Source organism: Ruegeria sp. BB1, assembly GCF_056539465.1.
Genome location: NZ_JBQFVB010000004.1, coordinates 145,051 through 166,400, shown reverse-complemented (window position 1 = coordinate 166,400; position 21,350 = coordinate 145,051). Strand labels below are relative to the sequence as shown.

The window sequence follows — 21,350 nt, the reverse complement described above, 5'->3', positions numbered from 1 at the left end:
GTTGAATTCGGGGGAATGGCAAAGCCATGCGCAAACACTTACTACTTCAGCGGGTAGATCCAAACGCCGATCTTTCCGCGTCGCCCCCTCAAATCTTGCACTCCGGCGGACACCAACCTCTTAACTAAGGATTGCCCAGCCTTGTCCGTCGGACTTATGGCCTCGATCAACAAATCGCTAACCAACAAAGAAGATTTTAGGTTCCGCGACAACTGCTCCAGCCTGCTTGCGACGTTCACGGTATCGCCGATGACACTGTATTCAAGACGGCGCCGGTTTCCGATGTCACCAGAAATTACAGGACCGAAGTGGATGCCAATTCCGATGCGTACCGGAGGAAGCCCTTCAGCATTCCTGTCACGATTCCAGATGCTCAATACCTCAAGTATGTCAAAGGCGCATTGAAGTGCGTTACTGGCGTCGTTCTCACTGGGCTCTGGTGTCCCGAAGGTCCCCATCAGCCCGTCGCCCAGATATTTGTCCAGTGTGCCTTCGTTCTCGAAAACTGCCTTGCCCAACCTGTCATGATACCCGCTTAAGAAATCAACGACATCGCCAGGGGCGTCGCTCTCGCACATGGTGGTAAACCCAGTTTCACCAAGTCGCATCCGCGAAGCTTGCTATCAATCGCCACGTTGAACAATGTAAGATCGCGCAGGTTGCCCGCCAATTCGAGCCGCGCTCGGATCGCCCAGACCTGTTTCGGCAACAGCGGTCGTTTCTGGCCAATGAACCGGCCCTTGTTCCAGGCGCTTCGTTTCGGGGTGACAGCGGGAAGTTGAATTCTTGGCATGTTGGGCCCTCCAATCCTCCCGCCAGGCCCAGACATCAGCACTGCGCTGACACCTGAGCTTTACAGTTGGTTTGAATGGCCGTTGTCCGATTGTTTGTTCTTCTGGAAACACTGCGGGTGCATTGAGCTGGTCTGAGCCCCATTCTTCCAGATGCTGCTTAACGCTTGAAGAGGCGCTAAACGCAGAGTTCGTACATTGCCCTACAAAGGCTAATTCAAGTGAATCAGTCTTTGCGGTTTTCGTTGCTTCAGCAGCGCAATATTGATCCCGACGGTGTAACTCAGCAAATCGTTTGGTTCGGCAAGAAATCTCATGCTGTAATCATTGAAGACCCGACAACATCATGTTGAAGATGTTGCCGGGTCGCTTTTGACCCTCTGCGGATATTTATTGAAGCTTGATGTTCAAAATCACGCTCGTCGCCTTACAACAGGAACCCTCCACCTGCTTGTACAGACTGGCCTGTGATCCACCCGGCACGCTTATCGGCAAGCAAAAGAACCGCGTTTGCGATGTCTGCAGGTTCACCGATGCGACCCATCGGTGTTTGAGCGATAATCATTCCTAGCATTTGTTCATTTGACTTTACGTCTGCCGTTATTTCCGTGTCTGTAAGTCCGGGTGCGACCGCATTGACCCGGATGCCCATTGGACCGAGTTCCGCAGCAATGAGTCTGGTTGCGTGGTCCACAGCTGCCTTTGACGATGCGTAAACCGCAGCGCCAGGCATCATGCCGCGCGCGACTACCGAAGAAATATTGATGATTGCCCCCTTATTGTTGGCAAGATGGGGGGTTGCCTCGCGGGCAAAAGCCAGCGGTCCAAACACGTTGGTTCGGTAAATGCTTTCGATATCCTGGTCACTGGTTTCAGACAGTGGACCCATCTTTCCGGTTCCAGCATTGTTGACCAAAACATCCAGCCGGCCAAATTTGCGGATGGTCTCCTCGATAATTCGGGCCGGTTCGCCATCTTTGCTGACATCCCCAACAATAGCGTAGGCTTGCGGCCCAAGTTTCTGAGTTGCTTCTTCAAGAACGGATTGTCTGCGACCGGTAATAACCACCTTCGCCCCATTGGCAATAAAGGCAGATGCCGTGGCTTTCCCAATTCCCGTACCACCACCGGTGATAAGGATCACTTTGTTTTCGAGGTTTTCCATTTGCTTCTCCTGATTTTTTGCGAGGGGTATGTGCCTATCCAACCAACTTGGCGCTGGCTTCGGTCTGTTGTCCCGTCAGATGCGCAATCAACGCCGGGACGCTTGCTTCGAGCCTGATTTGGTCCCGGCTCATAGCACTGTGAAGCACGAATGGCGGCAGATAGGTCATGCCAGTCATAAGTGCCGTCTGTTGAAAGGGGGTTAGAAACTCGGACATGGAAAAGTTGTTGAATGCACCAGTCCGATAGCTTTCGACCGGTCCACCAGTGGAAACGGCAAGCACGAGCTCTTTTCCGTTTAGTTGGTTGCCACCGGGGCCATAGGCAAACCCGGCAAGCAACACCTGATCAAGCCACGCCTTGAGTACGGGCGGGGAGGAGTACCAGTAGAACGGAAACTGCAACACGACACGGTCAGCATTCCGAAGCAGGGCCTGTTCGACCTCCGGATCAAATTTCATCTCCCGCCCGCCGACGGCCATCAGGTCACGGGTTGTGATGCCTGCCACATCTGACAGGGCGTCAAACCACACTCGGTTGACCAATGAGGCTTTGAGGTTTGGATGAGCGGTCAAAACGAGAATGTTCATTGGTGATTTGTCTCTGCCGTCCGGGGAGTTGCGTTTACTTGTTGGCCAAATCTATATACTCCATCACAGACAACAATATGCCTGTTAACCATCTCTATGGTGTAGGAGATGCACCAATGCGCCTGCCTCTTTCCACTCTCGAAGTGTTCAATGCGATTGCTCAACACGGCAGCCTGAGTGCTGCTGCACAAAAGCTGGGGCTCAAACGGTCCACAGTAAGTCATCAGCTAAAGAACCTAGAAGACAGACTTGGAACTGCACTGTTCATCCGGACGACACGGTCAATCAATCTGACAGAAGCCGGGCGTGCTCTGGCGAGAAGCTCAGGCCCGGCATTTGATCAACTTGCCGACGGGCTTGAAAGCGCACTTACAGCAGGCCATTCAGCCCGCGGTACGTTGAAGCTCGCGATTTCCGAGATCGCCTATCATCTGGTCGTTCGCGAAGCGCTGGTCTCATTCCAGGAGCTATACCCCGAGATCGAGGTTGAGCTGCTGCTAACCGATGCTTTGTCGGATGTGCTTGGCGAGGGCTTCCATGCTGGTTTTCGTATGGGTGGCATGATTGCGCAGGATATGATTGCCATCTGCTTAACAAGTCCATTGCAAACAGCTGTGGTGGCAAGCCCGAAGTATCTTGCGGAGAATGGCACCCCAGAAAACCCAAGGGATTTGTTGGAACATAATTGTCTGCGCTACCGCTTCCAAAGCTCCGGCCAATTCGCCCCCTGGACATTCACCGGCCCTGAAGGTGAGTACGCCGTCGAAGTGGGCGGTAGCCTGATTGCAAACTCTTCGCCGGTCACGGTTGAAATGGCGGCCCGCGGGCTGGGAATAGCTTATACGTTTCGCGACACGTATCTGGAATCACTGGCATCCGGTTTAGTCGAAGAAGTCTTAGTCCAAAACAGGGTTTCCATCCCCGGCATCAATATCTTTTTCCCGCGGGAATACCGTTCGATGACACCACTGCGCCTCTTTATTCAACACCTGAAAAAGAACCGCGTTGGTGCTTAATCAAAAGGGCGCTATTGAGCTCACTCCAATGTCGTCTGAATTAGCACTAAGTCCGCGACCTGTGAGTTGGCGCATCCATTGTCGCCGCGCTGCGCAGGAACGACCGGTTCTTCAGACGCGTTGCTGTGCACAAGATGATGCGCACGCGGCAAAGTCTGTGCTGCGAGCGTACGCAGCGAGAAAATCAAATTCACAGGATGGGCTCAGTGCAGTCGTTCTCCGCGCGTTAAATGAAGGACTGCTTTTTATTTGTTTGGTTAGAAAATCTCGGATTCTGGAGTCTCAAAAATTGAAAACTCTAAGTAGCTGATTTTGTTGGAACCGCAGTCTCACCATTAAGGTGATCCGACAAGAATTGTCGGAGTACGTAAATAATGGGACTGAATTATTGAGACTCGCCTGCCATTGAATTCAACACCTTGAGATTTTTGCGCTTTTAGAGTGTTTCGACGGTTCAAGCGCTTCAAGTCGACGTAAAACAGTAAGCCAATGAGCCTCTTCGCAACCTGGAAACCGGCGCAGTGTGTGTTACTTGGGCGTGATTGATCAGCAGAATACCCTGCCTTAGCGTTCGGCCCAGAGCCGACCTCCAGCCACCAACCGAGATGCTGCGGTCGCAGCTCGCTTTGCCGCCATTCGCTGCACTAGCGAAAAAGGAGGCTTGCCGAACTCTCGAACTGCGGGCACTGCTGCCACTGGTATTATCTGATGAACATTCATTTAGGTAAGGATGGGCCGCGCAGCGATTTGTCGATAGCTATAACTGTTACTCGGCAAGAAGATACAACTTCAATTGCAGGCGCCCCTAGGACGTCACAAAATCACTAAGGACCTTAGGCATCTCATCTGGAAGATTGTTGGCCTCCCCAGGTTCGGTTTCGATCTCAAATAAAGGTCGTATTTGAATGAAATGTTAAATTACGCTCCTTCGCGCCAAATTCTCTGTTTTTGTCGCTCTGAAAGGTTTGTTCTCACACAAAAAAGTGCATCCATCGAAATGAAAAAGTAGCAAGTAAGGGCGACTTGCAACAATAGGTTTGCCATGAAGCTCTAGAACCATCACCTTAATCAGCCAATTATGCCTGGTACCAACTTGACAGCTATCCGACATGTCGCTCTGATGAAGAGGGAAAGTATTGGGGTAGAGCTCAACATGCGTGAATTTTATAGCGGTTTTCCGCGCGAATGCGGGATGTTAGTTCTTAGTCGCTCGGAGAAATTTTCGCTCTACGCTGGCTCACATGACAAATCACATTATGTAAAGGCGGCTTCGTGACAGATGTGATGAAGGCCTATGTCAGATTTGTGGATCGTGCCAACAGGACGATTGGGCGGGTCATCATGTATGGCATTTTTCTTATGATGGCGATCCTGCTGTATTCCTCTGTGTCCAAGACCTTCTTTGTCCCCTCGCTCTGGACCCTTGAAATGGCACAGTTTGCCATGGTCGCTTACTACATCCTTGGCGGTCCTTATGCGATGCAGATGGGTGCGAATGTTCGGATGGACCTGCTGTATGGAGAATGGACAGACCGCCGAAAAAGCCAGGTTGACGTGCTGACGGTGCTTTTTCTGATCGTGTATCTGGCCTTTTTATTGTGGGGAGGTTGGGACAGTTTGATGTACTCGTTCCAATATGGCGGCGAGAGGTCCTCGTCCGCGTGGCGCCCCTATATCTGGCCCATCAAAACGATCATGGTGGTTGGCATTCTGCTGATGCTGTTGCAGTCAATCTCGGAACTGTTCAAAGACATCTTGCGGTTGCGAGGACATGATATGGGTCCGAAAGATGATGAGCCGGTGCATATGGCCCCCGAAGACCTTGAAGGGGGACACCGCGGGTGAGCTATGAATTGATAGCCGCGCTCATGTTCTCGACCATGATGCTGATGCTGTTAACCGGGCAGCGTGTATTCGGGGCTATCGGGTTCGTAGCAGTGATTGCCGCCTTTTTCCTGTGGGGCGACAGGGGGGGCTATGATCTGGGGTTTGCGGCAGCGATCAAGGTCATGCGCTGGTACCCCCTGCTTACGCTGCCGATGTTCATTTTCATGGGATACGTTTTGTCGGAATCCCGGATCGCGGATGACCTGTATCGTATGTTCCATGTCTGGATGGGCGGTCTTTCCGGCGGGCTGGCTATAGGCACAATCGGTCTGATGGTTCTGATCTCAGCCATGAACGGATTGTCCGTTGCAGGTATGGCGATTGGAGCGACAATTGCTTTGCCCGAATTGCTGCGCCGGAACTATGACAAGCGTATGGTGACGGGGGTCATACAGGCCGGTTCATCCTTGGGAATTCTCGTGCCGCCTTCCGTTGTGTTGGTCCTTTACGCCATGATTGCCCGTCAACCGGTCGGGCAGCTTTGGTTGGCAGGCGTTATTCCCGGGTTGATGATGGCCACGCTGTTCATCATCTACATCGCCATCCGCTGTCGCCTGAACCCATCGCTCGGCCCTGTGATGAGCGCCGAAGAACGCGCGCAGGTCACCTGGAGCGAAAAACTCCGCCTGCTGGGGGCTGGTCTGCTGCCCATAGGCATCTTTGCGGTGATGATGGTGCCCTTCGTGAATGGCTGGACCTCACTGGTCGAAAGCTCAGCCTTGGGGGCAATCGCGGCCTTGATGGCGGCGGTTCTGAAACGCCGCATGACGTGGCAGGTCTTTGAGACCTCGATCAAACAGACGCTTGGAATTACCTGCATGTTTATGTGGATCATCCTTGCGGCCCTTGCCTTCGGCGCGGTTTTTGACGGGCTGGGCGCGGTCAAGGCGATCGAAAACCTGTTTACGGTGCAGCTGGGCCTGAACCCGTGGATCATCCTGATCCTGATGCAGCTCAGCTTTCTGGTTATGGGTACGTTTCTGGATGACACCGCCATGCTGGTCATCGTCGCTCCGTTATACGTGCCGCTGGTCGGTGCGCTGGGGTTTGATTTGATATGGTACGGTGTCCTCTACACGATCACATGTCAGATCGCCTATATGACTCCGCCTTTTGGGTACAACCTGTTTTTGATGCGGGCCATGGCCCCACCAGAGGTGACGATTGGAGATATTTACAGGTCCATCATACCGTTTGTAGCAGTGATGGCATTGGCTTTGGGATTGGTGATGGCCTTCCCAGACATCGCATTGTGGCTTCCGGGCATCGTCTACGGAAACTGAGCACGTAAAGAACGAGAAACCGGGTTAACCGGATCAAGTTCAATGAAAAGCACAGGAGAGGAAGACCATGACTACAAGACGTAGATTTTTGCGGACCGCCGCTTTGGCCGCGCCCGCGACGCTTGCTGCACCGGCTATTGTAAAGGCGCAGGCCCCCATCAAATGGCGGTTCCAGACCTATGCCGGAGGTGCGTTGGGCGAGCATGTGACCAAGCCTGCAATTGACTACATCAACGCCAATGCCAACGGCGAGCTGGAAATCGAGCTGTTCTTCGCAGATCAGATTGTACCCACGGGCGAGCTGTTCCAAGCGCTTCAGCGCGGAACAATCGACGGGGTTCATTCGGACGATGACTCGATGGCGTCACCGACACCGCTTCGCGTCTTTGGCGGGTACTTTCCCTTCGCGACAAAGCACATTCTCGACGTGCCGGTTTTGTTCAATCAATACGGGTTGGCGGATATTTGGCGCGACGAGTATGCCAAAGTTGGTGTTCAGTGGTTGTCTGCAGCTGGGCAAGACCCGTGCAACTTCAACACAAAGAAGGAAATTACATCGGTTGCTGATCTGGATGGGCTAAAACTCTACACCTTCCCAACTGCTGGTCGGTTCCTCGCCAAGTTTGGCGTCGTGCCGGTGAACATTCCCTACGAAGACGCGGAAGTCGCCGTACAGACCGGAGAGCTTGACGGCATGGCGTGGTCCGGCATTACCGAGGACTACACGGTTGGTTGGGCTGATGTGACGGACTATTTCCTGACCAACAACATCTCGGGTGCGTGGATCGGATCTTGGTTTGCAAACCAGGAGCGTTGGGCAGAGCTACCGGATCACCTCAAATCCATCGTGATGGCGGGTATCGAAGCAGGTCACACCTATCGCAATCAATGGTATTGGGGCGGAGAAGCGGCACTGCGCGCAAATGGCGATAAGCTGGAATTGCGATCAGTGCCAGCGTCCGAATGGGCCGAGGTCGAGAATGCAGCCAAAGAGTTCTGGGAAGAAATTGCCCAGGAAGGCGAAGTGCATGAGAAAATCGTTGGAATTTTCCGAGAATACAACAGTGTGATCAACCAAGCCGGTGCGCCGTACAACTTTGAGTGATACGCTTAGAAGTGGCCTCTGACAGGGGCCACTTCAAATTCCTTTTTTAGTATTGTGGCAGCCAGATTAAATATCGGAGCATTTTCTAACTGAAGGCGTTGCCATGCAAGTTGCAATCAGTGTCAGTCAGGCCAGTAGAATTGTCTAAAATGCCGCGCCGAGTTTTCACCACTCGGCGAGAGTGCGGTAGTTAGTGCCTGACCATCGGTCAATGGTGATGCGACTGTGAAGCACCCGTTTCCCAAAAGACCTGTTCAGAAAACCTTAGTATAGCGAGCCGTTTTCCAAGTACGGTGATCTGATTGGTCGCCCCGTTGGCACTTCGGCGAGACAAAACCGCGCCGTTGTTTGCAATTGGTTATTTGGGAGGAGTTCAGCATGACGGACATTTCAGTAATAGGTCTTGGGTCCATGGGTACAGCGCTTGCCCGAGCTCAAATGAAAGCAGGCCGATCTGTAACTGTTTGGAATAGGACACCCGAGAAAGCGACCGCTCTTGGTTCCGAAGGAGCAACTGTGGCGGCCACTGTTTCTGAGGCGATATCTGCCAGTCCTGTAACGATTACCTGCGTAAAATCGCACCCGCAGACAATAGAACTCTTGTCCAATGCGGCTAATTCGCTGCCCAACAAGACCATAATCGAACTCTCAACTGGAGGCGCAGAGGATGCTGAAGACTTAGCGCAACTCGTGGAAAACGCTGGCGCCTCGTGGATGGTTGGCATCATCAATGCTTATCCGCATATGATCGGAGATAAGGATACCGTACTGTCGGTCGTTGGAACCGAAGAACAGTGGAAGATCCACGGTCCAATCATTAGAAATTTGGGCGGAAGCTCTGTCCATGTGGGTGGCCAAGCTGGAATGCTGGCTGCACTCTTTGCGGGACTTTTTACAGTTCGCCAAGGTTTCATGTGGGGAATGATTTACGGAGCGCTGGCAGCGAAGAAGGCAGGTATCCCCATGCAAACCTTCTCAGATCTTGTGCCCATATCTATGGGAATGATGAAACCCTATTACGACTACTTTGCTGCGACAGCGCCTCAAGCCACCTATGACAACCCACCAGCTTCGATGAGTACTTACGCCGCAGCTTTGGAAGATGTTCTCGCTAGTTTTGAGGCTCTTGGCGCCCGGGATGAATTGCCCCGACTGTTTGTTGAGATGGCGCAATTGGGTATAGATCAAGGGCTTGAAGACAAGGCTCTCACTGCGATAATAGACGTCCTTGCGCAAAAGCAATAAGTTATCACAACGATAGAGCAAACCGCGATTTCTGCTTTGGGCTCAGACCGGCCTTGGAGGCGGTGCAGCATCCTGTTATCGTCCCTCGTCATCGTCGGGTTGTCGTTGTGGGCGTGCATAGCGGAGCGGAGGATCAGTTATGGAAACCCAGACTTACCTGCCATTCGCACTCTTTGCCCGACCTGGAACAACGGCCGGATCGTCGGCCAGAAGCGACAATTGAAACCAAAGCACGTCTGGCTAAACCGCACTGCGGACAAAGCGGCCTTTGGTTCTCCAAACAAATCGGACATTTTTGGTTTTAGACTAGGCGGTTGTGTAGAGTGACAGGATTACTTGTCTTCTCTTCCGTAAGCACAAAATCTCAATTGGCACCCTCATTGGAAGCTGAGGAGGCCGCTACCAATCGAATTTCCATCATATCTTTAGGTCCAGGCGCGGCTTCCAAAAAGGGCGGAAGAGTTCAATCTTGGGGCATCGGTTCATCACGACTTTAAGGCCCGCCGCTTCGGCGAGTTGCGCTGCTTGGTCGTCGTACACACCGATTTGACCCCAAAGAACTTTTGCCCCGATTGCGATAGCCTCCTCGGCAAAGCCATATAACTCTTCCTTTGGGCGGAAGACGTCAACCATATCAACATGTTTGTCGATCTCTTCTAGCGAGTTGTAGACCTTGAGTCCTCTAATTTCCGAAACATTCGGGTTAGGATTCACCGGTACAATATCATAGCCGATTTCACTGAGCTGTCGCAGAACGCCATAACTGAATTTTGTTTTGTCCGCGCTAGCCCCCACCATTGCAATGGTTTTGACCGACTGCAGGATGTCGGCTAGGTACTTGGGGTCGTAATCGTAGATGCGATCAATATCTGCTTCTTGCATCGGTTAACCTTCCTTCGGCGTCGCAATGTCAGCCTTGAGTTCGTGGGGTTTGAGTGGGTCGAGAAACGGATTGCGGTACAGCTTGTCATGGCTCTCGACCCCTATCTCAAGCGTGATGTCGGATGTTGGACGTGCCACGCAAAGGATCACATAGCCGTTCGCGATTTGCCGGTTATTCAGCGCAACCTGTCGGCGTTGATCGATCGCGCCAGTCTTTAGTTTTGCCGCGCAGGTAATGCAGCCGCCATACTTGCACCCAAAAGGCAAGTCGACGCCCTGTTCTCTCAGCGTTTCCAGAAGTGGACGCCGCGCATCCACACAGTATTGCGCGCCATCTCTGTTCGCGATCGTCACGGTATACATAGTCATAGCCAGATGTCGCTTGTGCAATCACCGCCCGGATACCGGCTCTCGTGACAGCGCGACGGACCATTCGGTTCTTTGCCAAAGTCCACAATGAAATCCTCGTTGATCTTCATACCACCGTTTTCAGGGTCGCAATCGATCATCACCATAACCCCGCCCTTTTCGCGGATCTCGGGATAGAACTGGTTATCCCAAGTCGAAAACAGCGAGGTCGTGACATAAAGCCTTCGTCCGTCGAGAGAGAGCTGGAACATTTGCGGACCACCCGCGACCTCGACCCCGTTAACGATCGGAGCTTTACCCAAAAGGCCCCCCATAAACACTTGGCCGGTCAGCTTGGGATTATGCGGGTCGGTGATGTCATACTGGCGCATATCTCCATGCAGCCAATTGTTCAGGTACAAGTATTTGTCGTCCATCGAGATCAGGATCGCCGACATAACCCCCGGCAACGGGATCGGCCATTCGGGGTGCATCTCGTTTTCCACGTCGATGATCTTTTCCCACCGCCACTTTTTAGCATCGTCTTGCCACCAATGGATCACATTGGTCGAAAGAGCTGCGCCACAGAACCCATGCGTGCTGTCGGGGTCATGGTGGAACTTGACTTCCAGTGGCAAAAGCCCGTCTTCACCCAAATAGAAGCTTTCGACCGGTTCGCGCTTTTCGAAATCCCAAAAATGCAGCTCCCGCCCATATTTCAGATGGCCCACTTCTTCCAGATCGAAGCCCGGCATGAAGGTATTGGGCGCAGCCCATTCGGAACTGACCATCACGTTGTGGCGCGGTTGGTACCAGAAATCGTAGCCAAACTTGATATCGCCCATCGAGGTTTCCCAGCGACCGACGATGTTGAACTCTTTGTCGAGATGCAGATAGCCTCCAGGAGCTTCACCCTTGGCATTTCCAAGGAAGGAAATGATGATTTCCGAGCCCAAACAATGCACCGTATGCGGGCCCGATAAATCTGCCTTGGCCTTAATCTCGGCTCCGTCGATGACCTTATGCAACCGCGGCGCACGCGGGTCAGTGGCTGTATCAACGATGTGAAGGTTGTTAGAGCGTACGCCTGGCAGGATCAGGTATTTGCGGGACATAGAGCCGTCGTCGTGACAGGACGAACAGGCGTTCCACCCCATGTGGTGAAGCTCGTCCCCAATCCCCGGCATTTCCAGCCTATTGATTACCTGAGAATAGGTCGGGCTGTCAGGGTCGACATCCACAGTAGCAAGGTAATCAGGTTTCTGGATCCCTGTCCCGGTGTAGATGGCGATCGTGTAGAGTAGCTTTTCTCGGGGGGCTTTGATGGCTTCTTGCGGACTCTTGAAGCCCGGTCCACAGCATTGTCCATCCATCGTGTGCTCCTCCCTTGATTCCCTAAATTGTATCGTATATCGAAAACTTAGTTATCATAAAGTGAGAAAAATGCATCTCGAACGATTAGCGCTGATTTTGGAAATCGTGGGTCAAAAAGGACGTGCGTCCGTAGCGGATATCTGTGCCCAGTCCGATATACCTAAACCGACGGCCTACAGGCTGGTTCAAGACCTTGTTTTGTCCGGCCTCCTTGAAACACCAACCCGCGGTGAGTTCGCGATTGGGATTAGGCTAAAGCGTATCACGTTGAGCGATCACTCTGATCCCGCTCTTTTGCAGGTGATTGCGCCTGTCCTCTCTGGCGCCGCGAATGACTATGGCGCTGCGTTCTTCTTGTCTCGGCTACGGGGCCATTGGGTTGAGATTATTCATGTGGAGACACCGCAGACGGGCGTGTCTTTTCTTCATCCAGGTATGGGCAAACGACCAATGCACGCGTGCTCTTGCGCCAAGGCAATCGCCGCCGTGTCGCCTGAGCTGCTGTCTCAAGACCGATTGGATGGGCAGCTTAAGCGGTACACAGATCGCACGATTACAGACCCTAAGGATCTGGCCGCGGAACTCGATGTCATTCGAGCCAAAGGGTATGCCGTATGTGTTGAAGAGCTCGAGCGCGGGATCAGTTCTGTCGCAACAACGCTGACTAAGACAGGTGTTGGTGCGACGCTTTCAATCGGCGCTACCGCGTCTCTTCGGGTGTTTACACCTTCGAAGCGAGAAAAGATTGGCCATACACTTACCACAATGTCACACGAACTTGCACGCGCGCTAGGATGGGGTGAAGCAGATAAAGAAAGGATACCCGCTTAGGTTCATGGGTATCGCAGTGCTGTAGGAAAACGTCATCCAGCAGGACGGGTGTGTTTTGCGACCTTCGCCGCTTTTAGGTCAATGAAGGAGACAAATATGGACAATGCAATGTTTGGTGGGTTCTTCGTGATCAACGTAAAACCTGAGTATCGGCAGCCCTTTTTGGACGCCAGCATCTTCCAAGCGCAAAATGTTGTCAGTGAAGAACCCGAAGTTTTCCAGTTTCATATTATGGTGGATGAAACAAACCCAAATCGTTTCTATTTCTACGAAGTGTTCAGGAACGAAGCCGCGGTCCAAGATCATTGGGAATCTGAAACCTTCAATAACTGGTTGAACACTGTCCGAAAGATGCTGGATGGTGAGATCGAACTTGTTGCCAGGATGCGCTCGCTTTTTCCGACGCCAAAAGGTTTCGAGGCGCAAAAAGCAAGCCTGCTACTATGGTAAAATTGACCAACGTTTGAAATTTTCGCCCGTGCGAGAACATTACGGGTTTTGGTGCTGGTCCGCTTTGGACTCGATGCGATCATGCGATGATTTTTCGAGAGCGTCTTCGATGCGCTGGAAGCTGACACCCGACAGATTTGACTGAACAGCTGCCAGCCTATTTCAGAGAAAAAGGGAATTTCGTATGAACAGATGGATTTATTTTGGGTTCGCGTTGCTGGTTTCAGCGTGCAGCCCACCTACACAGGCTCCATTGGTCACTGACGCGAACGGTCAGACTGCCATCCAAATCAACACAAGCGGGCTGACATGCTACGGGTCGACCTGTCTGGAGATTACAAGAGGCAGCGTTCGCGCGATCGGACACAAGAGAGCTCGGATCCCAAAAGGTATCGATGTCAGCAGCGGAACCGTCACCCCAGACGAGTTCAAGCGGATGCGCCAATCAGCGATGCTGGCGGGGGGACCCGGTTCTGGCAATCGGTAAAGGAAGGAGAGGTCGTGATATGTTCAACGATGACGTCCAGGCACGATGCCCGGAATGCGGATCGCTGGATACGGTGGTTACGGGTGAGAAGGCTGCCTGCAATGCATGTGGGTACGAGGAGCCTTTTCTGTTCGATGAGGCGGTGCGCGACGGATCGCATGAGGTTGTGGCCAACGCGCAGAAAATGGCACGGACGAGAGACGTTCTGCAGCGATGGGATTTTGCAGGGTAAATGGGTGGCTGAGGGGGCCAGAAATCCAGAAAAGTGAAAACGCGCTGTGCGGGCCTCTCAGGGACGAAACGAGGGCCGCGCCTGTCACGAGATGAAAAAATCCGTTAACCCCTCTTTGAATGGGCGTAGAAGGGGTTACTCTGCTGCGACTTGCTCGGTAGGGCTCCAACGCTTCATTCTGCGCGGGCTGCGCTGTAATCCTCGTCTGAGACATGCTCCATCCAATCCGCAGTCTTGCCTTCAACAGAGGTCTGCACAGCCAGATGGGTCATCGCACAGTCAGGCGACGCGCCGTGCCAATGCCGCTCTCCTGGCGCGAACCACACCGTATCGCCAGGGCGCAACACCTGCACTGGCTGCCCCTCAGACCCAGCCAGGCCCAAGCCCGACAAAACATGCAGCGTTTGACCGGCAGGGTGCGTGTGCCAAGCTGTCCGTGCGCCGGGCTCAAAAGTCACCGTAAGGATCTTGACCGGCGAGGGATCATTCCCTGTTACAACGGGATCAAAGCGGACCGTACCGGTGAAATACTCATTGCCGGGAAATTGAGAGGGCCGGTCCCCGGCGCGGTGAATCTCCATGATGTGCTCCTTCGATGCGCTGCTCTTGGCGACTTAGCAGAGTTCCGATTTCAAACCCAGAGGTGCGCCGGGTCGACGCGGCCATCAGAGCGCCATTGTCGAATGCCCAGAATGCGACTGGAACCGGTGATCGGATTGAACAGGACCTACGGCCGAGTTGCAGACAAAGCCGTCTCAGGCTGGCGCTGGAGATTTCGCATTTCCACCGACAACCCACAAACACAACACCGCAAGCAAAACCTCTATCGCAAATGCGGCAAGAATGTTTTCGGAAGGCCAACCATCGAGGACGAAACTGATTGTCCTGCCCACGGCGAAAGATGAGAAAACCGTAACCCCAAGCAAGGCTGAGGCCTGGACCAACTTTTGGTAAAAGGCTCCGCACAAAATGATCAGGCCAAGTACCGCGAGATTGGCAGCAGGTGCACGCAACTCACTCATCAGGTTTGGCTGCGGCGAGAGTACGATGCCGTAATTAGCGTAGAAAGACTGTGGGTCCAGAGTAATGGCCAGACCTATTGCGAATGCAGTTAATCCGGACATGCCCAAGATAAGCCTGCCTCTAAGTTCAAGTTTCATGTTTGTCTCCAATTTCCTTTGGCCTGCCTCAAGCGGCTTTGGTCCACGCGCCAGACATTTCAGCTTTGTTTGCGAAGTCGGCGAAGTCGCGTGGTGCGCGTCCAAGCGCACGCTGGACACCGTCCGTCAGGTTCGCATTGCGCCCGTCCAGCGTTTCACGCGCGATGTCCGTGATCACATCAGCAATCATCTCGCCATTCGCGTGCGCGATTTCCGCGTGGAAGTCTTCGAATGAAATTGGCAGGTATTGCACAGTCCTGCCCATGGCGCGCGAAAGCTCTGCGGCCATGTCGGCAAACGTCATGAGACGTGGTCCCGTGACCTCGTACAGTTCGCCGTCGTGTCCTTCTTCTGTCAAAGCAGCTACGGCAACATCGGCGATGTCGTCCACGTCGATGATCGGTTCGCGTACTTCGCCGGCGGGCATCGGCAAGACACCTGCCATGACCGGACCAAGCAATGCCCCTTCAGAGAAGTTTTGTGCAAACCATGCTGCACGAACGATAGTGAACGGAACTCCGGAATTGCGTACGACTGCTTCCGCTCGTTCCGCATGAAACTCGCCACGCCCGGTTAGCAGAACAAGACGCTGTAATCCCTTTTCACGAGCCAATGCTGTGAAGGCTTCGACTTGCTCAACCGCGCCAGGAAAAGCGATGTCAGGAAAGTAAGAAATATAGGCCGCCGAAACGCCTTCCAGGATTGCGGGCCAGGTCTGCGGTTGTTCCCAGTCAAATGGCGTTTCACTGTTCCGCGATCCGCGCCGGACTGTCTGCTCTTTTTCTTCCAGACGTGTCGCGATCCGCGATCCGGTTTTACCTGTTGCGCCAAGTACGAGAATGGATTGCTGTGTCATTGGTCATCTCCTTGAGTTCAGTTGATGGCCCGAAATTAAGCAATCATCCGAGATGTTCTATTCTTCAAAATCCCGCATTCTTATCCAATCGTCCAAACCGAATAGACGAACAGGTGAATTTCGTCCAATCTCATGACATGAACCAGTTTGACCCTCATGTCCCCGACCCCGATGCGCTGGCGCAGCCGATTGGCGATCCGCTGGGGGAAATCCTTCATCTTCTGAAGCTCACCGGCACATTCTACTGCCAGTCGCGCATGTCCGCTCCTTGGGGCGTGTCCATACCAGGCTTTCCCGACATACTGAGCTTTGCGGTCATCACACACGGGCGGTGCTTGATGAAGGTCGGACAAGATGACCCCTTTGAGGTCGAAAAAGGCGACCTGGTCTTGATGACCAACGGTGCGCCCATCGGTTTTTTCAGCTCGGAAGACACGCCGCTTTTGACGCTGGAAGAGTTGCCCATTCGCAAGGTGACCGAGCTCTATGAAACACTGGAATACGGTGGTGGTGGAGCGGAGACGGGCATCATGTACGGCCTCGTCCGGATCGATCACGCCGCCAGTGGTATGTTGATGGGCTTGCTTCCGGATGTGCTCAAAATCGACCCGTGGGAAGAGGATGCCGGAAGCTGGCTACAGGCGACTTTGCAATTCATCGCAAAAGAGGCGCGGGAATTGAGACCGGGTGGCGAAACCGTGATTACGCGCCTGGCAGATGTCGTTGTCATCGAGGCCATTCGTCGTTGGCTGAACAGCGCACCAGACGCAAACCGCGGCTGGTTGAAAGCGGCGCGAGACCCGCAGATCGGGCGCACGATAGTCGCCATTCACCGTACGCCTGCTGCGGCTTGGACAGTCGAGTCTCTCGCGGAGGTTGCTGGTATGTCCAGATCCGCGTTCGCGGCGCGGTTTACTGGGTTGGTAGGCGTTCCAGCAATCCAGTATCTTGCAACGTGGCGTATGCACCTGGCCAGCGAAAGGTTGGTGTCCACCGATCAACCAATCTCGCAGATTGCCGCTGACATCGGATACTTGTCAGAGCCTGCGTTCAACAAAGCCTTCAAACGGGTATTTGGCGTGCCACCGGGAAAAATCAGGAAGAACGGAATTCACTCCGTATCCAGGCGAAACTTGAGAAACTGAGCATCTTCGTATTCGATCTCGCCGATGCGTTTGGCACCGAGTTTCCGGAGTGCACCCAGATTATTTCTACTAGGTGGCAGCAGAAACGTGACAAAGGGGATACGTTTGTCAGCGATCGCAAAGTCGATTGCCATTTTGGCAATCCGTTTCCCAAGTCCAAAGGCGTCGGGCCGCAAAACCAACCCAAAATCCCACTCGTCACCTTCTTTTTGAAAGCCCCCCCAACCAACATACCGACCGCCTGACAAAAACGCCCAATGTCCAAGACCGTCCCGCGCCCAGTAGCCTTCCTTTTTGGCGATAAATTCTCTTGCGACCTCAACATTCCATTTGAACGTCAAAAGCGGCATATGCTCTGCTACCCGGGGGTCGGACATATGAACCGCAATGTCATTCGGATCGATTTCCGAAAGGCGTGCAAATGAAATCCCATCTTTCATCATTGTACTCACTTGATGGCCCGAGCTGTCCCTTGGATGCAAAGTAATTATGGCGCGAATACTGTTTCACAGCTTTCTCGCGACAATGTACCGGCTCGGCAATAACCCGGCTTGATCCGCTGTCTCAACGATATCGAAGCCCGCACGTTCAATAGCGTGCTGGAGTTCAGCTACGGACACAAAATTTACGAACGGAGCTTTCCCGAGCACCTGCATAATCGGGATCGCTATTCGGCTGATTATGCCATATTTGAACCCTCCACTCTCTGGAGCGCAGACGGTCTTGGAAATGAATACCCCACCGGGTTTTGTAAGGGTCGCAATGTGTTCGAGTGCATGACCCATGTCGGGTACAAGGTGCAGTAGATTATGCGCGAGGACAGCGTCGTAAGAACCGTCGTCAGGATCGTGCTGCAGAACCTCGGCCACTTTGAACGTGACATTCTCCAGCTCTTCTTCGGCGAGTTTCTCGTTGGCGATTTCGATCATCCCCGGTGCGAGATCGGAGGCAGTGACTTGAGCCACATGCGGTGCCAATAGCAACGCGGTTGACCCCGTCCCACACCCGATTTCCAACACACTGTCTTCGGCTTGCAGGTAGGATTTTGTACGTTCGAGCGTGTTCAGATACCCTTCCATGTTCCGGATAGGATCAGCCGCATATTTGCGCGAAATCTTGCTCCAGAACTCGGCATCTTTGGACAATGCAGCCATCTTTTATCTCTCTTTCAAACTTTTCACAGCAGCCAGTAAATTAAAACACGATTTTATGGAATTGCCAGATATTGCAGAACTGTTATGCATTAATGCATGAATTGGAACGCTATCAATTTCGATTGGAACCAGGCACGGTCCTTTCTTGCAACGGCAGAAGAAGGTTCGTTTTCCGCGGCGGCGCGCGTGCTTGGGCAGACCCAGCCAACTGTGGGTCGGCAAGTCGCCGCGCTGGAACAGGCGCTCGGCGTCACCTTGTTTGAAAGGGTTGGCAAGTCGCTTAATCTGACAACCGCTGGTGCTGAGCTGTTGGTACATGTCAGTGAAATGGCAAATGTTGCGAATAGGATTTCTCTGACTGCAACAAGCCAGTCACAAGCCATTGAAGGGCAAGTCAGGATCACTGCGTCCGACGTGATGTCAGCCTATCAGCTTCCGCCTATTCTTAAGCAGATCAGGCTCGCGGCACCGCGGCTTGAGATCGACGTCGTTGCGGCAAACGATATACGAGACATACAGCGGCGTGAAGCAGATATTGCAATTCGGCATGTTCGCCCAACACAGCCGGACCTGATTGCAAAACTGGTGGCAGAAGCGACGGCACATTTTTACGCCGCCCCTTCGTACCTCGAACAGGTTGGACGACCAAGAAATGAAGAAGAAATTGCCAAGTTGGATTTCGTCGGTTTTGGAGACATTGACACGATGATTGGATTTCTCAATCCGGCTGGCATCGAAGTAACCCGCAAGAATTTCCGGATTGGATCGCAGAGCGGGATAGTGTCATGGGAGCTTGTGCGCCAAGGCTTCGGCATTAGTGTTATGTCAGACGATGTGGCGGCCCTTACGCCCGGTGTGGAGCGTGTTCTGCCCGAACGCGAGCCGTTCAAGTTTCCTATCTGGTTGGCCACACACTCTGAGTTACAAACAGCGCGAAGGATCAGGTTGGTATTCGATCAGCTCGCAGACCATCTCGGCTCGCGGACAAATTATTGAACGTGAGTTGGTCTGGTGTGTGAACTGGAACCTGCTTCGGGCTCAAGGCAGTCATCTGAGTCTTTCTGTCAGATGACGGCTTAGGAACGGATAGCGGTCATTGTTGGCGGTCATTCCGAGGAATTTCGCCTGAAGGTCTGCATTGAACTCGCAGCGGACGTTCGCTGAAATCTGCTGAACGGCAGAAATGCGGGACGAAGCCGCCGCCGCGAGATGCTGGGTGAAGGTCCGCTTTGGTTAACTCTGGGAGTTGAAGCACAATGTAGTGAACGGCCAGATGAGGCCCTTACAACATTGCCAAATTATTCAATGCAGGATGATTGCCTAAACGCGGCTATGGGGATCAAAGTCTGCGAAAGGTCTGCCGAGAATCCGCCACTGTTTTCATCGATCAACCCAGCCATTTGGAATAGTCGCTGACCAACAGATGTGTCGGAGCGACATCCTCTTGAATCTCGGCAAATCGGCCAATTGGGTCACGAAAAATATTGTCGGTCTCGTCATCATTGACGGTCGAGACCTCGCCTATCAGCACATCCCCGCCTTCGCCCCAGAACGCGTGCCAATCACCAGGACGCAGGGTAACGCTTTCACCCGGTGCCAGGCGCAGCTTTTCGCCCGGTTGATAATGATGTCGGATGCCGTCCAGCCAGACCACACCGCCGCGATCCTCTGCAAAACCACCCGCGTTGCCTGAGCCGAAAAGCTCAACAATCAGAGTTGCGCCACCGCGGTTGATGATATCCTCAGCTTTCAGAACATGCGTGTGCATGGGCGACAGCTGGTCCTGCCTTGAAATCAACAGCTTCTCGGCGTAGCACATGCCGCCGCCCTTGGCCAAATCACTCTGTAACCCGTTGCGCAGGGTAAAGAGGAACAGGCCCATCTTGTCAAAATCACCGTCACCATAATCGGTGATGTCCCAACCGCACCTTGCGTCAATCACGTGACGGGCCTCACTTTCACGGGCCTTAAACTCCTTGGGTGTCCAAAAGGCAAAGGGCGGCGACGTGACCCCGTGAGTGCGGATCATCTCATCTGCTTGGGCCATGATTTCATTGATGCGCGAACGCTTCATGCCGGCACTCTTTTGGTTTTGAGGATTTCGATTACCATGGCTGCGGTCCACGTAAAGCTGCCGCCGCCACAAGGTTCACCACTCATCGGGTCATAATATTCTGCAAAGCCGCTTTTCTGAATAAGCTTTAGGCTGTCGGCGAGGATGCGTTGTGCCATTTCCCCCTGCCCGGACCGACCTAGACCTTCAGCAATCAAATAATTTACGATTAACCACGTCGGCCCGCGCCAGTAGCGCAGGCTGTCAAAAGCGCCATCTGCCGGGTCGTGACTGGGCACCAGATAGCCGCATCGCTGGCCCAACAAGGCGATCCTGCGTACCAACTCCTCAGCGCGGCCATGAGGGACATCGGCAATTGCTGCGAGCAGCCCTGCTACCGTGGGCGTGCTCTGCAGATGATCAGCAGCGCGGTTGTAACACGTGTATTGTCCAAGTGTCTGATTCCAAAGGCTTTCCAATGCCGCACGACCCTTCACGGCCATTGTTCGCGCCTCCGAAGCCATTGAGGTATCGCCCAGGACTTCGGCCAAATCCGCTACATCGTCGCAGGAACGTATCAGGATACCGTTGAAGCCCGGATCAACCAGCCGGAAGGGTGAGGCATCGTGGAGCTTCGCATTGTCCCAACCAAGCCCTCGGAAATGTTCAAGCAGCCAGATGTAACACTTGTATTGCTCGTCCGACGGGCGGTGATCAGGGTTGGCGTGTGTCGTATCGCGCCGCGTAAATGGCGCGACGCCCTCGATCGGCATGGCTTCCAGCGCTTCATCCCAATCCACCGAGTTGTCTCGGCCAGACTCCCAAGGGTGAATGATTGCGACCAACCCCGTACCTTCGGGATCGCGGTCGCGATAGAACCATTGGTGCCACGCATGAACCTTTGGCAGGAGCTCAGCCAACCGTTCGCGCGCAACAGCCTTGTCGTTGGACCGATCGTAGAGCTTCCGCACAGCAAAGCCCGCGACCGCTGGCTGGGTGATGCCAGTCGTGGGTATAACTTGACCGGTTTTCCAGACTTCAGGGCCTGGGAAATATCCGTCATCGGGTTCATGAAAGATGATATGGGGCACCATACCATCGTCCCATTGATGAGCCATAAGAGTCTCGACCTCGACCCATGCCCGATTCATGTCAAAATGTGAGAAGCCAAGCGCGGACAATGCGCTGTCCCAATTCCACTGAAAGGGATAGAGGCCATGGGTGGGAACTGTATAGCTACCCCGGTCATTTCCTTCCATTACTTCACGAGCCTGATCAATCAGCGCTTGGCTCATAT

At 53.4% G+C, this 21,350-nt stretch carries 23 protein-coding genes and 1 pseudogene; 10 read left to right on the top strand and 14 right to left on the bottom strand.

Translation table 11 applies throughout. The annotated features are described in order from the left end of the window. Positions 1 to 41: 41 nt before the first annotated feature. From ACR0AL_RS11720 to ACR0AL_RS11705, 4 genes and pseudogenes are all read right to left on the bottom strand, one after another. The gene (locus ACR0AL_RS11720; RefSeq protein WP_480663134.1) at positions 42 to 578 is read right to left on the bottom strand and encodes an adenylate/guanylate cyclase domain-containing protein; all 537 of its coding nucleotides are present in this window, start codon (positions 576 to 578) and stop codon (positions 42 to 44) included. A gap of 11 nt (positions 579 to 589) precedes the next feature. After that, positions 590 to 793, bottom strand: a pseudogene (locus ACR0AL_RS11715) (integrase); the annotation flags it as partial. A gap of 425 nt (positions 794 to 1,218) precedes the next feature. After that, positions 1,219 to 1,956 (bottom strand): SDR family NAD(P)-dependent oxidoreductase, encoded by a 738-nt coding sequence (locus ACR0AL_RS11710; protein ID WP_480663132.1) that lies wholly within the window; start codon positions 1,954 to 1,956, stop codon positions 1,219 to 1,221. Positions 1,957 to 1,990: 34 nt separating this feature from the next. Beyond that, positions 1,991 to 2,545, bottom strand: a complete 555-nt coding sequence (locus ACR0AL_RS11705; protein ID WP_170350256.1) for an NAD(P)H-dependent oxidoreductase — start codon at positions 2,543 to 2,545, stop codon at positions 1,991 to 1,993. Between the two features lie 116 nt (positions 2,546 to 2,661). On the opposite strand from ACR0AL_RS11705, the gene ACR0AL_RS11700 reads away from it, so the two are divergent. From ACR0AL_RS11700 to ACR0AL_RS11680, 5 genes are all read left to right on the top strand, one after another. Beyond that, entirely contained in the window at positions 2,662 to 3,561 is a 900-nt protein-coding gene (locus tag ACR0AL_RS11700) for a LysR family transcriptional regulator (protein ID WP_480647909.1), read from the top strand. 1,284 nt (positions 3,562 to 4,845) lie between these two features. After that, the gene (locus ACR0AL_RS11695; protein WP_170362787.1) at positions 4,846 to 5,406 is read left to right on the top strand and encodes a TRAP transporter small permease subunit; all 561 of its coding nucleotides are present in this window, start codon (positions 4,846 to 4,848) and stop codon (positions 5,404 to 5,406) included. After that, the gene (locus ACR0AL_RS11690; protein WP_170350254.1) at positions 5,403 to 6,731 is read left to right on the top strand and encodes a TRAP transporter large permease; all 1,329 of its coding nucleotides are present in this window, start codon (positions 5,403 to 5,405) and stop codon (positions 6,729 to 6,731) included. Before ACR0AL_RS11695 ends, ACR0AL_RS11690 begins: the two co-directional genes overlap by 4 nt. Before the next feature lie 67 nt (positions 6,732 to 6,798). Then, entirely contained in the window at positions 6,799 to 7,836 is a 1,038-nt protein-coding gene (locus ACR0AL_RS11685; RefSeq protein ID WP_170350253.1) for a TRAP transporter substrate-binding protein, read from the top strand. 348 nt (positions 7,837 to 8,184) lie between these two features. Then, positions 8,185 to 9,081: an NAD(P)-dependent oxidoreductase gene (locus ACR0AL_RS11680; protein WP_480663131.1), complete on the top strand. Its 897-nt coding sequence runs from the start codon at positions 8,185 to 8,187 to the stop codon at positions 9,079 to 9,081. A 417-nt stretch (positions 9,082 to 9,498) separates the two neighbouring features. Here the strand turns inward: ACR0AL_RS11680 and ACR0AL_RS11675 are convergent, their stop codons facing one another. Genes ACR0AL_RS11675 through ACR0AL_RS11665 form a run of 3 tightly spaced genes read right to left on the bottom strand, consistent with a single transcriptional unit; the run spans position 9,499 to position 11,684 of the window. After that, complete coding sequence (locus ACR0AL_RS11675; protein WP_480663129.1) at positions 9,499 to 9,963, bottom strand: CoA-binding protein; 465 nt, start codon at positions 9,961 to 9,963, stop codon at positions 9,499 to 9,501. 3 nt (positions 9,964 to 9,966) lie between these two features. After that, entirely contained in the window at positions 9,967 to 10,332 is a 366-nt protein-coding gene (locus tag ACR0AL_RS11670; RefSeq protein WP_170377340.1) for a 2Fe-2S iron-sulfur cluster-binding protein, read from the bottom strand. Then, positions 10,329 to 11,684, bottom strand: a complete 1,356-nt coding sequence (locus ACR0AL_RS11665; RefSeq protein WP_170377337.1) for a selenium-binding family protein — start codon at positions 11,682 to 11,684, stop codon at positions 10,329 to 10,331. Before ACR0AL_RS11665 ends, ACR0AL_RS11670 begins: the two co-directional genes overlap by 4 nt. Before the next feature lie 70 nt (positions 11,685 to 11,754). Here ACR0AL_RS11665 and ACR0AL_RS11660 point away from each other — a divergent pair, with 70 nt between their 5' ends. The 3 genes from ACR0AL_RS11660 to ACR0AL_RS11650 all read left to right on the top strand — a co-directional run bounded on the left by ACR0AL_RS11660 (position 11,755) and on the right by ACR0AL_RS11650 (position 13,685). After that, positions 11,755 to 12,516 (top strand): IclR family transcriptional regulator, encoded by a 762-nt coding sequence (locus tag ACR0AL_RS11660; protein ID WP_170397014.1) that lies wholly within the window; start codon positions 11,755 to 11,757, stop codon positions 12,514 to 12,516. 96 nt (positions 12,517 to 12,612) lie between these two features. Next, a complete protein-coding gene (locus tag ACR0AL_RS11655) occupies positions 12,613 to 12,966 on the top strand; it encodes a putative quinol monooxygenase (RefSeq protein ID WP_480663127.1) in 354 nt (117 codons plus the stop codon). Positions 12,967 to 13,472: 506 nt separating this feature from the next. Further along, positions 13,473 to 13,685: a hypothetical protein gene (locus tag ACR0AL_RS11650; protein ID WP_480663125.1), complete on the top strand. Its 213-nt coding sequence runs from the start codon at positions 13,473 to 13,475 to the stop codon at positions 13,683 to 13,685. Positions 13,686 to 13,858: 173 nt separating this feature from the next. Here ACR0AL_RS11650 and ACR0AL_RS11645 read toward each other — a convergent pair whose 3' ends face one another. The 3 genes from ACR0AL_RS11645 to ACR0AL_RS11635 form a co-directional block, all read right to left on the bottom strand. Then, on the bottom strand, positions 13,859 to 14,266 hold the full coding sequence (locus ACR0AL_RS11645; RefSeq protein WP_170350246.1) for a (R)-mandelonitrile lyase: 408 nt from the start codon (positions 14,264 to 14,266) through the stop codon (positions 13,859 to 13,861). A gap of 174 nt (positions 14,267 to 14,440) precedes the next feature. Further along, a complete protein-coding gene (locus ACR0AL_RS11640; protein ID WP_480647901.1) occupies positions 14,441 to 14,845 on the bottom strand; it encodes a DUF4345 domain-containing protein in 405 nt (134 codons plus the stop codon). 28 nt (positions 14,846 to 14,873) lie between these two features. Then, positions 14,874 to 15,701 (bottom strand): Rossmann-fold NAD(P)-binding domain-containing protein, encoded by an 828-nt coding sequence (locus ACR0AL_RS11635; RefSeq protein ID WP_480663124.1) that lies wholly within the window; start codon positions 15,699 to 15,701, stop codon positions 14,874 to 14,876. Between ACR0AL_RS11635 and ACR0AL_RS11630 the strand changes: the two genes are divergently transcribed. Further along, positions 15,695 to 16,846 carry an AraC family transcriptional regulator gene (locus ACR0AL_RS11630; RefSeq protein WP_480663122.1) on the top strand — a complete coding sequence of 384 codons (1,152 nt, stop codon included), beginning with the start codon at positions 15,695 to 15,697 and terminating at the stop codon, positions 16,844 to 16,846. The two genes, ACR0AL_RS11635 and ACR0AL_RS11630, sit on opposite strands and share 7 nt — an antisense overlap. Here the strand turns inward: ACR0AL_RS11630 and ACR0AL_RS11625 are convergent. Both ACR0AL_RS11625 and ACR0AL_RS11620 read right to left on the bottom strand, forming a co-directional pair. Beyond that, positions 16,813 to 17,286 carry a GNAT family N-acetyltransferase gene (locus ACR0AL_RS11625; RefSeq protein WP_480648036.1) on the bottom strand — a complete coding sequence of 158 codons (474 nt, stop codon included), beginning with the start codon at positions 17,284 to 17,286 and terminating at the stop codon, positions 16,813 to 16,815. The genes ACR0AL_RS11630 and ACR0AL_RS11625 overlap by 34 nt on opposite strands. Positions 17,287 to 17,352: 66 nt before the next feature. Beyond that, positions 17,353 to 18,000, bottom strand: a complete 648-nt coding sequence (locus ACR0AL_RS11620; protein WP_170350242.1) for a class I SAM-dependent methyltransferase — start codon at positions 17,998 to 18,000, stop codon at positions 17,353 to 17,355. A gap of 96 nt (positions 18,001 to 18,096) precedes the next feature. Between ACR0AL_RS11620 and ACR0AL_RS11615 the strand changes: the two genes are divergently transcribed. Beyond that, entirely contained in the window at positions 18,097 to 18,996 is a 900-nt protein-coding gene (locus ACR0AL_RS11615; RefSeq protein ID WP_480663120.1) for a LysR family transcriptional regulator, read from the top strand. Positions 18,997 to 19,387: 391 nt separating this feature from the next. Here ACR0AL_RS11615 and ACR0AL_RS11610 read toward each other — a convergent pair whose 3' ends face one another. Together ACR0AL_RS11610 and ACR0AL_RS11605 are read right to left on the bottom strand one after the other, a co-directional pair. Further along, positions 19,388 to 20,074: a D-lyxose/D-mannose family sugar isomerase gene (locus tag ACR0AL_RS11610; protein WP_480663118.1), complete on the bottom strand. Its 687-nt coding sequence runs from the start codon at positions 20,072 to 20,074 to the stop codon at positions 19,388 to 19,390. After that, positions 20,071 to 21,348, bottom strand: coding sequence for an MGH1-like glycoside hydrolase domain-containing protein (locus ACR0AL_RS11605; protein ID WP_480663116.1), 1,278 nt, complete (start codon positions 21,346 to 21,348; stop codon positions 20,071 to 20,073). Before ACR0AL_RS11605 ends, ACR0AL_RS11610 begins: the two co-directional genes overlap by 4 nt. Between the last annotated feature and the right edge of the window lie 2 nt (positions 21,349 to 21,350).

Excerpts from the sequence above, each read along its gene's own strand:
- ACR0AL_RS11720 (WP_480663134.1), bottom strand. The coding sequence starts at position 578 with ATGTGCGAGAGCGACGCCCCTGGCGATGTCGTTGATTTCTTAAGCGGG.
- ACR0AL_RS11710 (WP_480663132.1), bottom strand. The coding sequence starts at position 1,956 with ATGGAAAACCTCGAAAACAAAGTGATCCTTATCACCGGTGGTGGTACG.
- ACR0AL_RS11705 (WP_170350256.1), bottom strand. The coding sequence starts at position 2,545 with ATGAACATTCTCGTTTTGACCGCTCATCCAAACCTCAAAGCCTCATTG.
- ACR0AL_RS11700 (WP_480647909.1), top strand. The coding sequence starts at position 2,662 with ATGCGCCTGCCTCTTTCCACTCTCGAAGTGTTCAATGCGATTGCTCAA.
- ACR0AL_RS11695 (WP_170362787.1), top strand. The coding sequence starts at position 4,846 with ATGAAGGCCTATGTCAGATTTGTGGATCGTGCCAACAGGACGATTGGG.
- ACR0AL_RS11685 (WP_170350253.1), top strand. The coding sequence starts at position 6,799 with ATGACTACAAGACGTAGATTTTTGCGGACCGCCGCTTTGGCCGCGCCC.
- ACR0AL_RS11675 (WP_480663129.1), bottom strand. The coding sequence starts at position 9,963 with ATGCAAGAAGCAGATATTGATCGCATCTACGATTACGACCCCAAGTAC.
- ACR0AL_RS11670 (WP_170377340.1), bottom strand. The coding sequence starts at position 10,332 with ATGACTATGTATACCGTGACGATCGCGAACAGAGATGGCGCGCAATAC.
- ACR0AL_RS11665 (WP_170377337.1), bottom strand. The coding sequence starts at position 11,684 with ATGGATGGACAATGCTGTGGACCGGGCTTCAAGAGTCCGCAAGAAGCC.
- ACR0AL_RS11660 (WP_170397014.1), top strand. The coding sequence starts at position 11,755 with ATGCATCTCGAACGATTAGCGCTGATTTTGGAAATCGTGGGTCAAAAA.
- ACR0AL_RS11655 (WP_480663127.1), top strand. The coding sequence starts at position 12,613 with ATGGACAATGCAATGTTTGGTGGGTTCTTCGTGATCAACGTAAAACCT.
- ACR0AL_RS11650 (WP_480663125.1), top strand. The coding sequence starts at position 13,473 with ATGTTCAACGATGACGTCCAGGCACGATGCCCGGAATGCGGATCGCTG.
- ACR0AL_RS11645 (WP_170350246.1), bottom strand. The coding sequence starts at position 14,266 with ATGGAGATTCACCGCGCCGGGGACCGGCCCTCTCAATTTCCCGGCAAT.
- ACR0AL_RS11640 (WP_480647901.1), bottom strand. The coding sequence starts at position 14,845 with ATGAAACTTGAACTTAGAGGCAGGCTTATCTTGGGCATGTCCGGATTA.
- ACR0AL_RS11635 (WP_480663124.1), bottom strand. The coding sequence starts at position 15,701 with ATGACACAGCAATCCATTCTCGTACTTGGCGCAACAGGTAAAACCGGA.
- ACR0AL_RS11625 (WP_480648036.1), bottom strand. The coding sequence starts at position 17,286 with ATGAAAGATGGGATTTCATTTGCACGCCTTTCGGAAATCGATCCGAAT.
- ACR0AL_RS11620 (WP_170350242.1), bottom strand. The coding sequence starts at position 18,000 with ATGGCTGCATTGTCCAAAGATGCCGAGTTCTGGAGCAAGATTTCGCGC.
- ACR0AL_RS11615 (WP_480663120.1), top strand. The coding sequence starts at position 18,097 with ATGAATTGGAACGCTATCAATTTCGATTGGAACCAGGCACGGTCCTTT.
- ACR0AL_RS11610 (WP_480663118.1), bottom strand. The coding sequence starts at position 20,074 with ATGAAGCGTTCGCGCATCAATGAAATCATGGCCCAAGCAGATGAGATG.
- ACR0AL_RS11605 (WP_480663116.1), bottom strand. The coding sequence starts at position 21,348 with ATGAGCCAAGCGCTGATTGATCAGGCTCGTGAAGTAATGGAAGGAAAT.